This is a genomic window from Janthinobacterium sp. GW822-FHT07H10 (assembly GCF_058798675.1).
The window spans coordinates 153382-167815 of sequence record NZ_JBXAKS010000005.1; the positions used below are offsets into that span (position 1 = coordinate 153382).

The window sequence follows — 14434 nt, forward strand, 5'->3', positions numbered from 1 at the left end:
CAGCTGTTGCAGGACGCCGCGCCTAGGCATTGTTGGCCTGGACGCCCACCCAGCCACGCTTGATGGTGGTCATCAAGGTAGTCACTTCATCGATCAGGGCAGGGTCGAGCTTGATGCCGGCCGTGTACAGGCGCGCCACGCAATAGTCGTACAGGCGCGCCAGGTTGACCACCACTTCGCCGCCATTGTCGAAATCGAGCGAGCTCGACAGACCGTTGATGATCTGCGTGCATTTATCCAGGCTGATCGCCTTCTGTTCGTAGCGCTTGCCCACGATATGCCCGCGCGCGCGCGCCAGTTCTTCCAGCAGGCCATCCGTCAGCACCAGCACCAGTTCGACTGGCGAGGCGCGCGACGTCTGCGCATCGAGGTTGACTGCATGGTAGTTGCCGTAAGCTTCATTGTTTAACATGTCTTATTTCTCACTGTCTAAACTTGCGGCGGCGCGGCAGGCACGCTCGCCTTAGGATTTGTCGTTGCCGAACATGGCGTCGAACATGTCGACCGTCTTGTACATTTGCTCCTGCATCACTTGCAGGCGCGTAAATTGATCGAGGAAACGCTTGTAGGCCGTGTTGTACTGGGCCGTCAGCAAATCGGTGCTCTTGGTCAGCGATTTCTGCAGGCTGGTATTGGCGTCGAGACGCTGCACCAGCTGGCCCTTGGTGATGTTGCTCCATTGGCTCAGCGCCTTGTCCAGGCCGCCGAACACGCCCGATGGGGCCGACAGGCTGTTGTTGCCAAACAACTTGTCCAGGTCGCCAGGGTTCGATGCCAGCTTGGCCGTCAGCTTGGCCGTATTCAGGCTCAGCGTGCCGTCGCGGTTGGCGGTCACGCCATACGACACCAGCGAAACGCCGCCGATGCTCTGGCGCAGCAGATTGTTCATGTTGCTGCGCAGCGCGTTCAAGCCCGAATCGTGGGCGAAGATGCCGGCCGCCACGTTCTTGTCCGGATCGCCGGAGCTGGCCAGGCCGTCGAGCACGCTTTTCAGCTTGTTGTAGGCGTCGACGAACGCTTGCACATTGGTTGCCGTGCCGCCGCTGTCGGTGGCCACCGTGACCGTCACCGGCGCGTCGCCCGTGTTCATGGCTTTGCTGAACGTCATCTTCACGCCCGTCACGTTGGTGAAGGTGTTCGATGCCTGGGTGATTTGCGTGCCCGTGTCTTTCGCGCCCAGCCAGACGATGGCGTCCTGCGCCTTGACGACTTCCTTGATGTTGGTGGCCGCATCGGTCACCAGCGCCTTGGTCAGCGCCGTATTCGTCACGCTCGAGGCATCCAGCGTGACGGCGTTTTCCTTGCCCGTCAGGTTAGACGTCAATACCAGCTGCGCCTGGTTGCCGATGGTGACGATGGACGCCGTCACGCGCGAATTGTTCTTGCTGTTGCCATTGATGGCGGCGGCGATTTCCTGCGGCGTCAGGTTGCCGTCGGCATCCTTGTCGGCGGCGCTCAGGTCGATGTCAAAGCTGTTGTCCGCGGTGACGGGGGCCAGCGGGTCGCCGATCCGCACGGCCAGCGTGCCGCTGCCGGCGGCGGGGCTGCTGGTCAGGCCGCCGTACGAGGTCTGGCTGGCCGTGGCCAGCTGCTGCACGAAGAAGGAATAGCTGCCGGCGACGGCGGTGGCGTCGGCCGTGCCGCTGCCATATGCGGTATTGCTGAAGGTGGCGGACTGGCTCAGCAGCGACTTGGTGCTGCTGCTCATGGTCGTCATCGAGCTCTGGAAGGCGCTCATGGCCAGCTTCAGGTTGTTCAGCGCCGTGGCCGTGTTGTTCGCCAGCGCGGTCTGCTTAGTCAACTTGTCCTGCTGCGCCGCGACTGCCTTGGTCGCCAGGTTTTTTGCGGTGACGATCGGATCGTATTGCGGTGCAGTAATTACGTTTGCCATGCCAGACTCCTGAATAAAGGGATATACCGGTACAAGGCGACCCCCATTCCCGTTTTGTGAAGTTTTCCTGAAAGAAACTTACACAAGCTTCATTTTACCTGCCCGCGGAACCAGAATTGCGTCGCCAGTTCGTCCTGGCGCTTGGCATCGACTCTTTGTTGCTCATTTGCAACATGCTTCTGTTTCTGCGTCAGCACCTGGTCCAGCACCTCGCGCTTGGCCCAGGCCGTGTTCAGCGCGCGCTGCGACACGGCCATGTTGGCCTCATGCAAGTGCAGGTCGGTACGGTGCTGGTCGGCCATCTGCATGACCGCCTGCTTGAAGTTGCCGCAGTTGACGGACAGGGCCAGGGGCAGGGCGCCGCTGGGGCCGCTATCCGTGTACAGGCCCGTCAGGCGCTCCAGGTTCTTCTGGTAGCGTTCGCGCACGGCCGTCTGCGCCGCCATTTCGCCCTGCAGGCGTTCCACCTCGGTGCTGCGCAGGCCGACCAGCGTGGTCAGGTTGCGGATGGTATGCGAGTCGCTCACAAATGCTCCTAGGCCATGATTTGTTCAAGTTGTTCGATGCAGGGCGCCATCGGTGCCTCTTCCTTGGTGCCCTGGCACAGGAATGCCTCGATCGGCGCGTGCAGTTGCACGGCGCGGTCGGTGATGGGGTCGGCTCCGGGCACGTAGGCGCCCAGCGGAATCAGGTCGCGCACGCGCGCATGGCGCGCCATCGATGCCTTCAGCGCGCGCGCCGCCTGCATGTGGCCGGGCGTGATCACCTGCGCCATGCAGCGGCTGATCGAGGCGGCGATGTCGATGGCGGGGTAGTGGCCCCGTTCGGCCAGTTCGCGCGTGAGCACGATATGGCCGTCGAGAATCGCGCGCGCCGTGTCGACGACGGGATCCTGCTGGTCGTCGCCTTCGGCCAGCACCGTGTAGATGGCGCTCATGCTGCCTTCCGGATGGGCGCCGTTGCCGGCGCTCTCGACCAGTTGCGGCAAGTTCGAAAACACGGATGGCGGATAGCCGCGCGTGGCCGGCGGTTCGCCCAGGGCCAGCGCCACTTCGCGCAAGGCCATCGCATAGCGCGTCAGCGAATCGACCAGCAGCAGCACGTGCTTGCCCTGGTCGCGGTAGTGGGCAGCGATGGAATGGCACAGCTCGGTGGCCATGATGCGCATCAATGGCGATTCGTCGGCCGGCGCGATCACCAGCACGGCTTTCTTCAAGCCTTCGGCACCGAGCGACTTTTCAACGAACTCGCGCACTTCGCGGCCCCGTTCGCCGATCAGGCCGACGACGACGACATCGGCCACCGTCTGGCGCGTGATCAGGCCCAGCAGCACGCTCTTGCCGACGCCGGAACCGGCCATCAGGCCCACGCGCTGGCCCTTGCCCAGGGTCAGCATGCTGTTGATGGCGCGCACGCCCACGTCCAGCGGTTCGACCACCGGTTGTTTCTTCAGGGGATTGACCTTCGGCGGCGTCACTTCCAGGATGTGTTCGCCACCGAGGCGGCCCAGGTCGTCGATCGGCTCGCCCAGGCCATTGACCATGCGGCCCAGCCACGAGGGGCCGATCTGCAGGCTGGCCTTGTCGGGCAGGGGCAGCACGCGCGCGCCCGTGGTCAGGCCCGTGGCCTTCTTGAACGGCATCAGGTAGGACAGTTTTTCGCGGAAGCCGACCACTTGCGCATCGAGCCACTCGCCATTCACAGTTTCAATTTGACAACGCTGGCCCGTGTGCAGGCGGCAGCCGGCACTTTCCAGCAGCAGGCCGGAAGCGCCGACCAGGCGGCCGGTCGGGGTCGCGACCGGGATGTCGCCGATCTCGAAGCTGCGCAGCGTGTCGGCGATCATGCAGGCGCGCCCTGGTCCGCGTGTTCGGCGGCCAGCGCCAGGTGGCTGCTGACCTGTTCCATGCAGGCCGACAGGCGCTGATGGCAGCCGGCATCGACTTCATTGTCGCCAGCCTTGATGCGGCATTCGCCGGCGTCGAGGCGGGCGTCGGCGATCAGGTTCCAGCGCTTGGCGCGCTTCGGATCGAGTTCGCTGATGCGTTTCAATTCTTCCGGGTTGAGGAAGACGTCGATTTCCTCGCGCGTGGGCGGCATCGACGCCAGCGTTTCATCGACCAGGGCCAGCAGTTGCACGGGCTGCAGCGCCAGTTCGGCGCGGATCACCTGGCGCGCCACCTTGGCCACCAGGTCGACCACTTCCTTGCGCTGCGCGGCGCGGTAGTCGGCGCGCACCTTTTTCAGGTCGCGCAAAATGGCGTCGACGGGGCGCGCCAGGCGGTCCAGCGCCACCAGCGTTTCATTGCGGCCCTCTTCGCGGCCCTGCGCCATGCCATCGTTGCGTCCGGTGTCGTAGCCATCCTGCTGGCCTTGCACCAGGCCCACTTCATAGCCGTCGCGCTGGCCCTGTTCGAAGCCTTCCGAGACGGACGCCTGCCACTGGCCATCCGTATCCTCGTTGGCGCTGCGCTGGCCGGCGGCGATGAACTGCGACAGCGGCGGGAAACGATACGAGCGAAAGTGCTTCATTCAATCACCGCTTCGGCAAACAGTTGCACTTCAATCTCGCCCGCATCGGCGAGGCCCTTGACGGTGGCCATGATTTCCTGGCGCGTCTGTTCGATACGGCTCAACGGCACGGGGCCGGAACGGCGCATCATGTCTTCGAAGCTCTGTGCCTGGCGGCGCGGCATGGTTTTCAGCACGGCGTCGCGGATCGATGGTTCCGCGCCCTTGAGGGCGATGGCCCACTGTTCCATCGGCACGTCTTCCAGGATGCGCGTGAGCGTGACGTCGCTCTGCGTGGCCAGGATCAGGAAGTCGTACATGCTCAGTTCGATTTCCGACACGACGTCCGGGTCGTGCGCGCGCAGCAGTTCGACCAGCGCGGCGCGGTTGCCCGGCATGCGGTTGAGGATCTCGGCCGCCTGGCGGATGCCTTCCACGCTGGTGCTTTGCGTGTCGAGCGTGCCCAGGCAGCGGCCCACCAGTTCGTCGAGCTCGACCAGCAGGTCGCGGTCGATCTCGTCCAGGCGGGCCAGGTTCAGCAGCACCAGGTCGCGGCCTTCGACGGGCAGGGCGTCGAGGATCTGTCCGGCCAGCGCGGGCGGCAAAAAGGCCAGGAAGACGGCTTGCATCTGTACGTGTTCGTTGACGATGTATTCGGCCAGCCATTTCGGCGAGGCCCACTGCAGGCGCGCCATCTTGGGACGGATGGCATCGCCGTAAATGTTGTTGAGCACGCTATTGGCGATATCGTTGCCCAGCGCCATGTCGAGCGAACGCTTCAGGTAGCTGCGCGAGGCGCCGTGCACGCCGCTTTGCTGGCGGTAGTCGTCGAAGAAGGTCTGCATGGCCGTTTTCACGGCCTCGACCTTGATGCCGCTCATGCGCGACATCACTTGCGTGACTTCCAGCAATTCTTCGCGCGACAGGCAGCGCAGCACGTTGGCCGCCTGTTCTTCGCCTATGCTCAGCAGCACGATGGCTGCCTGTTCCACGGGATTCAGGCTGACGCTTTCGTACTCGTTGGCGTCAGGGGAATTATTGTTGTTGAGTTCGGCCATTTTTCTGCATCCATTGTTTGACGACTTCGGCGACACGCTCGGGTTCTTTTTCAGCCAGCACTTTCAGGTGGTCGACCATCACGTCGACTGCCGAGCCAGGTGGCGGCAAGTCATAGTTTTCCAGCAGCGGCACCACCGGCATGCTGCCGGCGCCCGTTTCGCCTTCCAGCGCCGGCAAGCCGTTGACGCCCAGTGCTGGCGCGCCGGCAACGGTCACGCCGCTGGCGCCGGCGGCGCTGCCACCCAGGGCCAGGGCTGGATCGATCTGTTTCAGCGCTGGCGGTGCCAGGCGCGAAGTCAGCAGGCGCAGCAGGGGGCGCAGGATCAGGAAGTAGCCGAGTACGGCGCCGAGCGCGTACAGCAGCCAGCTGCTGAAGTCGACGACCGTGTCGCGCTCTTCCCACCACTGCGCCACGGGCGGCTTGGCGGGGAAGGTCAAGGCCGTCAGGCTCAGGCTGTCGCCGCGCTGGGCGTTGATGCCGAGGCCGCTGGTGAGCATTTTTTCAATATTGCCCAGTTCGGCAGGGGTCCAGCCGGTTTTTGGATTCGGTGCGGCGGCGCTGTTGAGGACGACGGCGACGCTGAGTTTTTCCAGGCGGCCACGGCTGCGCTTGATCTGCGTGATGCTGCGGTCGTAGGCGTACTGGCGCGTGGTGGCGTTCTTGCGTGCCGTGCCATCGTCGGACGGCTTCGGTGCGCCATCGGCCGGGGCGGCGCCGGCGGCATCGGCCGGGGCCGGAACGGCGGCTGCCGGCGGACGGTTCGACAGGCTGCCGGGAATGCCGGCCACGGTGCGGTTGCGCTCCTGTTCTTCGCGCATCGCTTCGCTGGTCACTTTCGGGGCTTCGCCGTATTTTTCCAGCGTTTCATCGACGCGGTCGTTGTTCACGGCGGCCGTCACGCTGAGCTTGAAGTTGTCTTCGCCGATGACGGGGCCGAGCAGGCCCGTGACGTTGCGGCGGATGTCATCCTGGAAACGTTTCGCGCCTTCGTTGCCGGCGGCCGAGGCGTCGAAGCCGTCCGTCAGGTCGATGTGCGAGGACAGCAGGTTGCCGCCCTGGTCGACGAGGCTGACGCGCGTGGGTGCCAGGCTGGCGACGCTGCCGGCCACCATGTTGATGACGGCGGCGATCTGTTCCGGCGCCAGGGTGCGGCCCGGCTTCAGGGCCACGACTACCGAGGCGGACGATTTGTCGCCGTCGCTGGCGACGAAAGAAGTCGATTTCGCAATCGACAAATGGACGCGCGCCGAAGCGATCGCGTCCATGGTCATGATGCTTTGCGCCAGCTCGCCTTCCAGGCCGCGGCGGAAGCGCACGTCCTGCACGAATTGCGATACGCCCAGCGGGTCGTTCTTGTCCATCAGCTCCAGGCCGGCCGGCAGCTGCGCCGTCACGCCTTTCGAGGCCAGCAGCATGCGCACCTTGCCCAGCATGGCGTCCGGCACCAGCACCTGGCCGCTGTCCGGATGCAGGCGGTAAGGGATGTGTTCGGCGTCCAGCGTTGCCATCATGTCCGTCACGGCCACTTTTTCGCGTGCGCCGAAGACCGGTTTGTAGTTGGCCTGGTCGCGCCAGAAATACATGGTCACCATGGCGGTGATGCCGATGGCCAGCACGACGATGGGAACCAGGTTTTTCAGCAGGGCAGGCGGGATGGCGGGCTGGGCGCCAAGGCGCCAGCGCGCAAATGCGGACTTCATGGTGGTAATCACTTGGGGTAACTTTCGCTGGGAGGCTGGGGCGTGGAGCTTACAAAGGCAGTTTGATCAGTTCGTCGACGGCGCCCATGACCTTGTTGCGCACTTGCATCAACATGGAAAAGGACAGGCTCGCTTCTTGGCTGGCCAGCATGGCGCCGACCAGGTCGTCGCTCTTGCCGCTGTCGACGTCGCTCATTTTTTGCGCGGCCATGCGGTCGTCGCTGTTGATCTTGCCGACGGCGTCTTTCATGCTTTGCGCGAAGGAGAAGCCCGATGTTTCCCCTGCGCCGAATTGGGCGGCGGGCATGATGCTGGCGCCCAGGGCGCGCGCGTCGTTGCTCAGTGCTGCCAGATCGGCCTTGATCAGACCTGCGAGTTCATTGCTCATCTTGCCCTCTACTTTCAATATGCGGTGACGTATCAATCAGAAATACTGGTGTTGCCATTCCGGCGCAAGCGGCACCACGGTGCCTTTTTTGCCTGGTCCGATGCCCCTGGACCCATCAGTTTTATCAGTTGCCACACCATCCGCTGCGAGCAGTATCAAGCAAACCCACGCTGACGAACGCACACTATTTGCAAGGCCATGACAACGAATGTCTAGCTGATAAAAGTTTCTACAGGTGGCAATCAGAGGGGCTGGAAACTGCCATAAAAACCGGAATCAGGTAAGCGGAATGGCGCACTGCAAATCTAAATTATGTCGCTATAAGCTTACCTCGCGGCAACTATAAAGTAAAGAGTGGATTGGCTCAAGGAATATTGATACATGGCAATATTTATGATTTTCATGTATTGTTCAGCACCGTAGTCATCCAGCATGCGATACGATGCGCAATCGTTTGCTTGCGCCGCCGTTCACATAGGCAAGATGATGCTGTATTTAATTTCGGGCGATCCGTATAATTTGTTCTGCCACCGCAATACCGACATGACCACTACATGACAACCATTACCAAGACAGATCAAACTGTGCGCCATCAAGTCCTGGATTCCTGTCTGCTTGGACGTCCTGTCCATTTGCTGCATGTGTTCGGCGCCCAGCTGCGCGACGACCTGGCCGTGGCCCTGCGCCAGCCCATGAACCGCCGCTACTGGGGTAATTTCCAGATCGACGCCGTCGCCTTGTCGCGCGTCGAAAACGAGGACAGCGTGAATCGCTGGCTGAGTTTTTCCACGCCTGCGGGCCAGACCGGCTTCACCCTCGAACGCCAGATATTGCTCAGTGTCCTGAACTATCGCTATGGTAGTGCCGGCGCCAAGGGCGCCTTGCCCGATCCGGCGCAGGTGCGCGTGACGGCCACGGAAGAGCGTTTGGCTGTGGTGCTCGGACAACAGTTGGTTACCAGCCTGTTCGCCCGCATCCACAAGAATTTGCACACCTTGGGCAAGAGCAGCAGCATCGACGCCAGCGCCGAGGTGGCCGTGCAGTCGGGCGTGCATCCGCCGCGCGGCAGCTGGATCGTCACCGTCTCGCTCAGCGATGTCGAGGCGGGGCAGAGCGGTACCTTCTGGTTCTCGCTGGACAAGCGCCTGATGGCCGACGTGCTGCGCGGCCTGCTGCCGGAGCGCGCGCAGGCGAAGAAGGCGCTGCGCAGCGTGCGTCCGCTGGCTTCGCGCCTGCAGGTGACGCTGGAAGGCCGCCTGGTCAGCAAGCAAGTGCAGCTGGGCGCCTTGTTCGACTTGCGCGTGGGCGACGTGATCCCCGTCAGCCTGAGCCGCACCGATGTGATGCTCGACGATTCCCGTCTGTTTACGGCAGCCGTTTCCGAACACAAGGGCAAGCTCTGTTTAACCTCATTTGAAGATGTCGAATAATATGAATATGACCGATACCAACCAGAGCGAAACCCTGCTGGAAGACCTGGGCGACGATATGATCATCGACCAGGGCGACGTCTCCGACGTGGCCAGCACCCGCGCGCGGCGCGACATTCCGCAAATGATGCGCAAGATTCCCGTCACCCTGACCCTGGAAGTGGGCTCGGCCCGCATCTCGCTCGAGGAGCTGATGGCCATCGGCCCGGAAAGCGTGATCGAACTCGACATGCTGGCCGGCGAACCGCTGGTGATCAAGGTCAACGGCACGCCGATCGGCCGCGCCGAAGTGGTGGTGGCCGGCGAGAACTATGGCCTGAAAGTCATCGACCTCGACGGCCTCAATCTCGACATGATGACAGCATGAAGCTGGCGGTACCCGGTTTGAGCCGGCGCCGCGGCACGCTGGCTGCTGCGCTGGCCGTTCCCGTCCTGATGTTGTGCTGCAGCGCCGCCGGCGCGCAGGATTTATTGTCCGGCATCGTGCCGGGCGCGAAGACCGACCTGTCGGTCAAGATGCAGATCCTCGTCGTCATGACCCTGCTCGGGCTGCTGCCCGTGATGGTCATGATGATGACCAGCTTTACCCGCTTCGTCATCGTGCTGTCCCTGCTGCGCCAGGCCCTGGGCCTGCAGCAGGGCTTGCCGAACCGTATCGTCACCGGCATCGCCCTGATCCTGACCCTGCTGGTCATGCGCCCCATCGGCGACCAGGTGTGGAAGGAGGCGTTCGTGCCTTACGACCGCGACCAGATCGGCATGCAGGAAGCGCTGAAGATCGCCGAAGTGCCGATTTCGCGCTTCATGCTGGCGCAGACGAGCAAGGCGGCGCTGGCGCAGATCGCCCACCTGGCGGGCGAACCGTCGACGATGCGCCCGCAAGACCACAGTTTCACGGTCAAGCTGGCCGCGTTTGTCTTGTCCGAACTCAAGACGGCGTTCCAGATCGGCTGCATGCTGTTCATACCGTTCCTCATCATCGACCTGGTGGTGGCGTCCGTGCTGATGGCGATGGGCATGATGATGCTGTCTCCGCTCGTCATTTCCCTTCCGTTCAAGCTGCTGCTGTTCGTGCTGGTCGATGGCTGGACCCTGACCGTCAACACCCTAGTCACCAGCATACAGGGCTATTGAAGCATGTTTACCCCTGAAGTCGCCGTCGACCTCGTCATCGAAGCGCTGCACATCGTCATGCTGCTGGTGGTGATACTGGTCGTGCCCGGTCTGCTGACGGGCCTGGTGGTGGCGCTGGTACAGGCCGCCACGCAGATCAACGAGCAGACGCTGAGCTTCCTGCCGCGCCTGCTGGTCACCTTGCTGGCCCTGATCCTTGCCGGGCGCTGGATGTCGGGTTACCTGATGGATTATTGCGTTTCCATTTTTCAGCGCGCGGCCACCCTGGTCGGATAGCGCCGCGCGCCCATGGATCAGATTTTCAATCAGGTGCTGCCGTTCATGCTGGCCGTGTGGTGGCCGTTCTGCCGCATCCTGGCCATGCTCAGCGCGTCGCCCGTGATCGGCGACGCCATGGTGCCCGTGCCCGTGCGGGTGCTGCTGTCGCTGGTGCTGGCGATCCTGATGCTGCCCGTGATGCAAGCCTCGGGCGCCTCGCAGGACTTGCTGAAGATCGATCCGTTTTCCCTGCACGCCCTCGTCGCCACGCTGGAGCAGGCCGTCATCGGCTTCATCCTGGGCCTGGCGTTTCACTTCGCCATGTCGGTGATGTCGGTGCTCGGCTACCTGGTGTCGAGCCAGGTGGGCTTTTCCATGGCCGTCATGAATGACCCGCTGAACGGCACGTCGTCGGACGTCATCACCGGCTTGCTCACCATCATGTGCATGATCGTGTTTTTCGCCATCGACGGCCACCTGGTGCTGACGGGCGTGATCGGCGCCAGCTTCACGGCCTGGCCCGTGGGGCAGGGCTACGGCCCCATGCTGCTGCAGGCGGTGGCCTACAACGTGGCGTGGATCTTTGCCGCCGCCATGCTGCTGGCCTTGCCGATCGTGTTTTCCACCATGGTGGTACAGCTGGGCTTTGGCTTCCTGAACCGCGTGGCGCCGTCGCTGAACCTGTTTTCGCTGGGGTTTTCCATGATTACCGTGTTCGGCCTGCTGATGCTGGCGCAGATCGTGCGCTACGTGCCCGAGCACTATATCGCCATGACCAACCGGGTCCTGGACATGATCCAGGAACAGATGCGGGTGGCCCATGGCGGATAACAGCACCGGCGACAAGACAGAAAAGGCCTCACAGCAAAAGCTGAAGAAGTCGCGCCAGGAAGGGCAGGTGGTGCGGTCGCGCGACCTGTCGACGGCGCTCGGCATCCTGATCAGCATGAAGGTGTTTATTTTCCTGCTGCCGGGCTACCTGGAAAGTTTCCGCGAACTGTTCGCCATGGCCTTCATGCCGCTCGACAGCAAGGGCGCGCTCGAGAATGCCATGTCGATGGCGTTTACCACCTCGGTGGGTTTGCTGATCAAGATGGTCATACCGCTGTTCTGCGTGCCCCTGTTTGTCGTGCTCGGCTCTATGGTGCCCGGCGGCTGGGTCATCAGCACGAAGAACTGGATGCCGAAGATGGAGCGCCTGAGCCCGGCCAAGAACCTGGGCCGCCTGTTCGCGCCCAAGCATGCGTTCGAGTTTGTCATCTCCATCGCCAAGGCGGTGGTGCTGTGCATGGTGCTGGTGCACGTGAGCCGCTCGAGCCTGGCGCAATACGTGGATTTGCAGCACCGGCCCCTGCAGCAAGCCATGCTGGATGGCTCGTCGCTGATGCTCGACGGCTTGATGGCGCTCATTTCCGTCTTCGTCCTGTTCGCCATCATCGACGTGCCGGCGCAGGCGTTCTTCTTTGCCCGCAACCAGCGCATGAGCAAGCAGGACGTCAAGGAAGAGCACAAGAGCAGCGAAGGGCGGCCCGAAGTGCGCCAGCGCATCCGCCAGCTGCAGCAGCAGATCGGCCGGCGCAGCGTGCGCAAGACCGTGCCCGACGCCGATGTGGTGATCGTCAACCCCGAGCATTACGCCGTGGCACTCAAGTATGACCAGGACCGCGCCGAGGCGCCGTTCGTCGTCGCCAAGGGTGTCGACGAGATGGCGCTGTACATCCGCCAAGTGGCGAAGGAACACCATATCGAGACGCTGGAGTTGCCGCCGCTGGCGCGCGCCATCTACAACACCAGCCAGGTGCAGCAGCAGATCCCCGTGCAGCTGTACCAGGCCGTGTCGCAGGTGCTCAACTATATCCTGCAGCTGAAAGCATTCCGTTCTGGGCAGCGCGCCGCCCAGCCCCCATTTCCCACCGAGGTGGTCGTGCCATCTCATTTGAGCGAGGTAGTACCTTCATGAATTTCCTGAACCGCGTGGTTGCCGAAATGCGCCGCCACAAGTTCGCCACGCCGCTGTTCCTGCTGGTGATCCTGGCGATGATCATCTTGCCGCTGCCGCCGGTGCTGCTCGATATCCTGTTCACCTTCAATATCGTGCTGGCACTGATCATCATCCTGGTCAGCGTCTCGGCCAAGCGGCCGCTCGATTTCTCCGTCTTCCCGACGGTGATCCTGGCCACCACCATGCTCAGGCTGACGCTGAACGTGGCATCCACGCGCGTGGTGCTGCTGCATGGCCATACGGGCGCGGACGCGGCCGGCAAGGTGATCGAGGCCTTCGGTAACGTCGTCATCGGCGGCAACTTCGTCGTCGGTATCGTGGTGTTCGTGATCTTGATGATCATCAACTTCGCCGTCGTCACCAAGGGCGCCGAGCGCATCTCGGAGGTGTCGGCGCGTTTTACCCTGGATGCCTTGCCGGGCAAGCAGATGGCCATCGACGCCGACCTGAACGCCGGCCTGATCAACCAGGAAAAAGCCCAGATCCGCCGCAAGGACGTGGCTGCTGAAGCGGATTTCTACGGCGCCATGGACGGTGCCTCGAAGTTCGTGCGCGGCGACGCCGTCGCCAGTATCCTGATCCTGATCATCAACATGGTCGGCGGCGTGGCCATCGGCTCGCTGATGCACGACCTGTCGTTCGGCGACGCTTTCCGCCAGTACGCGCTGCTGACCATTGGCGATGGCCTGGTGGCGCAGATCCCGGCGCTGCTGCTGTCGGCCGCCGCCGCCATCCTCGTCACCCGCATCAGCGATTCGGGCGACTTCGAACAGCAGGTGGCGGGCCAGGTGCTGACGTCGCCGACGGTGATCTTCAGCGCGGCCGGCATGATGGTGGCGCTGGCCCTGATTCCGGGCATGCCGTGGTTCATGTTCATGACCTTCGCCGCCGTGCTGGCCTTTGTCGCCTGGCGCTTGACCAAGCGCGTGAAGGGGCCCGACGCGGCCGGCATGGCGGCCATCGAGGCGGCCTTGCGCGACGAGCGTCCGGCCGAGCTGGAGTGGCAGCAACTGCCTGCCGTGCAGCCATTGATGGTGATGCTCGGCTATAAGCTGGTCGGCATGGTGGATAAAACGCAGGGCGAACCGCTGAACAAGCGCGTCAAGGGCGTGCGCCAGAGCCTGTCCGAGGCCATGGGCTTGCTGCTGCCGAACATCGGCGTGCGCGACGACCTGGCCCTGAAGCCGTCGCAGTACGCGATCGTGCTGTCGGGCACCGTGGTGGCGCAGGCGGAAGTGCAGGCCGACCGCCTGATGGCGATCCCGTCGCCGAACGTGTATGGCCAGCTCGACGGCATTCCCGGCATCGAGCCCGCCTACGGCATGCCCGTGACGTGGATCGAGCCGAGCGAGAAGGCGCATGCGCTGGGCCTCGGCTACCAGGTCATCGAGGCGCCCAGCGTGATCGCCACGCACTTGTCGAAGATGGTGCGCGAGTACCTGCCTGAACTGTTCCGCCACGAAGACGTGTCGGCCATGATGGAGCGCCTGACGGCGCTGTCGCCGAAGCTGGCCGGCGCGCTGGACAAGGCGCTCACGCACACGCAGCTGCTGCGCGTATTCCGCGTCTTGCTGGCTGAAAACGTGTCACTGAAGGATATCGTGCCCATCGCCACCACCTTGCTCGACAGTTCGGAAACGACCAAGGATCCGATCCTGCTGGCGGCCGAAGTGCGTTGCGCGCTGCGGCGCCAGATCGTCAGCAGCCTGTTCGGCCAGAAGATGGAAATGCAGGCATTCAACCTGGGCGGCGAGCTGGAAAACATGCTGCTCGGTTCGCTGAACCAGGCGCGCCAGTCGGGCAAGGTCACTTTGGACAATTATCCGATCGACCCGCATTTGCTGTCCCAGCTGCAAGTGAACATGCCGGTGGCGCGCGAACAGATGAAGCAGCAGGCGACGCCGCCGCTGCTGCTGGTGCTGCCGCAGATCCGTCCGCTGCTGGCCCGCTATGCGCGCCTGTTCGCGCCGGGCCTGCACGTGCTGTCGTATAACGAAATCCCGGAAAACCGCGAAGTGAGCATCATCGGCACGGTGGGCTAGGCAAAAAAAACGGCGCTA

At 63.2% G+C, this 14434-nt stretch carries 15 protein-coding genes; 7 read left to right on the forward strand and 8 right to left on the reverse strand.

From position 1 onward, the window contains the following. Window positions 1-22 precede the first annotated feature (22 nt). From fliS to fliE, 8 genes are all read right to left on the reverse strand, one after another. Entirely contained in the window at window positions 23-412 is a 390-nt protein-coding gene (gene fliS / locus AC1RDJ_RS13955; RefSeq protein WP_071324102.1) for a flagellar export chaperone FliS, read from the reverse strand. A 51-nt stretch (window positions 413-463) separates the two neighbouring features. After that, the gene (gene fliD / locus AC1RDJ_RS13960) at window positions 464-1891 is read right to left on the reverse strand and encodes a flagellar filament capping protein FliD (protein WP_071324101.1); all 1428 of its coding nucleotides are present in this window, start codon (window positions 1889-1891) and stop codon (window positions 464-466) included. A gap of 89 nt (window positions 1892-1980) precedes the next feature. Then, window positions 1981-2418, reverse strand: a complete 438-nt coding sequence (locus tag AC1RDJ_RS13965; protein WP_071324100.1) for a flagellar export protein FliJ — start codon at window positions 2416-2418, stop codon at window positions 1981-1983. Window positions 2419-2426: 8 nt separating this feature from the next. Continuing rightward, window positions 2427-3737, reverse strand: coding sequence for a flagellar protein export ATPase FliI (gene fliI, locus AC1RDJ_RS13970; RefSeq protein WP_071324099.1), 1311 nt, complete (start codon window positions 3735-3737; stop codon window positions 2427-2429). Continuing rightward, window positions 3734-4423, reverse strand: a complete 690-nt coding sequence (gene fliH, locus AC1RDJ_RS13975) for a flagellar assembly protein FliH (protein WP_071324098.1) — start codon at window positions 4421-4423, stop codon at window positions 3734-3736. The genes fliI and fliH overlap by 4 nt, the downstream gene beginning before the upstream one ends. Beyond that, window positions 4420-5460, reverse strand: a complete 1041-nt coding sequence (locus AC1RDJ_RS13980; protein WP_071324097.1) for a flagellar motor switch protein FliG — start codon at window positions 5458-5460, stop codon at window positions 4420-4422. Before AC1RDJ_RS13980 ends, fliH begins: the two co-directional genes overlap by 4 nt. Then, window positions 5438-7162, reverse strand: coding sequence for a flagellar basal-body MS-ring/collar protein FliF (fliF, locus tag AC1RDJ_RS13985; RefSeq protein ID WP_493027753.1), 1725 nt, complete (start codon window positions 7160-7162; stop codon window positions 5438-5440). Before fliF ends, AC1RDJ_RS13980 begins: the two co-directional genes overlap by 23 nt. Window positions 7163-7211: 49 nt before the next feature. Further along, a complete protein-coding gene (fliE, locus tag AC1RDJ_RS13990; protein WP_493027754.1) occupies window positions 7212-7550 on the reverse strand; it encodes a flagellar hook-basal body complex protein FliE in 339 nt (112 codons plus the stop codon). 554 nt (window positions 7551-8104) lie between these two features. Here fliE and AC1RDJ_RS13995 point away from each other — a divergent pair. Genes AC1RDJ_RS13995 through AC1RDJ_RS14025 form a run of 7 tightly spaced genes read left to right on the forward strand, consistent with a single transcriptional unit; the run spans window position 8105 to window position 14416 of the window. Then, the gene (locus AC1RDJ_RS13995) at window positions 8105-8980 is read left to right on the forward strand and encodes a FliM/FliN family flagellar motor switch protein (protein WP_071324094.1); all 876 of its coding nucleotides are present in this window, start codon (window positions 8105-8107) and stop codon (window positions 8978-8980) included. Between the two features lies 1 nt (window position 8981). Further along, on the forward strand, window positions 8982-9347 hold the full coding sequence (locus AC1RDJ_RS14000) for a FliM/FliN family flagellar motor switch protein (protein ID WP_071324093.1): 366 nt from the start codon (window positions 8982-8984) through the stop codon (window positions 9345-9347). Continuing rightward, a complete protein-coding gene (fliP, locus tag AC1RDJ_RS14005) occupies window positions 9344-10114 on the forward strand; it encodes a flagellar type III secretion system pore protein FliP (RefSeq protein WP_071324092.1) in 771 nt (256 codons plus the stop codon). Before AC1RDJ_RS14000 ends, fliP begins: the two co-directional genes overlap by 4 nt. A 3-nt stretch (window positions 10115-10117) precedes the next feature. Next, complete coding sequence (locus AC1RDJ_RS14010; RefSeq protein ID WP_071324091.1) at window positions 10118-10390, forward strand: flagellar biosynthetic protein FliQ; 273 nt, start codon at window positions 10118-10120, stop codon at window positions 10388-10390. 12 nt (window positions 10391-10402) lie between these two features. Further along, a complete protein-coding gene (locus AC1RDJ_RS14015) occupies window positions 10403-11203 on the forward strand; it encodes a flagellar biosynthetic protein FliR (RefSeq protein WP_071324090.1) in 801 nt (266 codons plus the stop codon). Further along, on the forward strand, window positions 11193-12332 hold the full coding sequence (locus AC1RDJ_RS14020) for an EscU/YscU/HrcU family type III secretion system export apparatus switch protein (protein WP_071324089.1): 1140 nt from the start codon (window positions 11193-11195) through the stop codon (window positions 12330-12332). Before AC1RDJ_RS14015 ends, AC1RDJ_RS14020 begins: the two co-directional genes overlap by 11 nt. Further along, window positions 12329-14416, forward strand: coding sequence for a flagellar biosynthesis protein FlhA (locus AC1RDJ_RS14025; RefSeq protein WP_071324088.1), 2088 nt, complete (start codon window positions 12329-12331; stop codon window positions 14414-14416). The genes AC1RDJ_RS14020 and AC1RDJ_RS14025 overlap by 4 nt, the downstream gene beginning before the upstream one ends. Window positions 14417-14434: the final 18 nt, after the last annotated feature.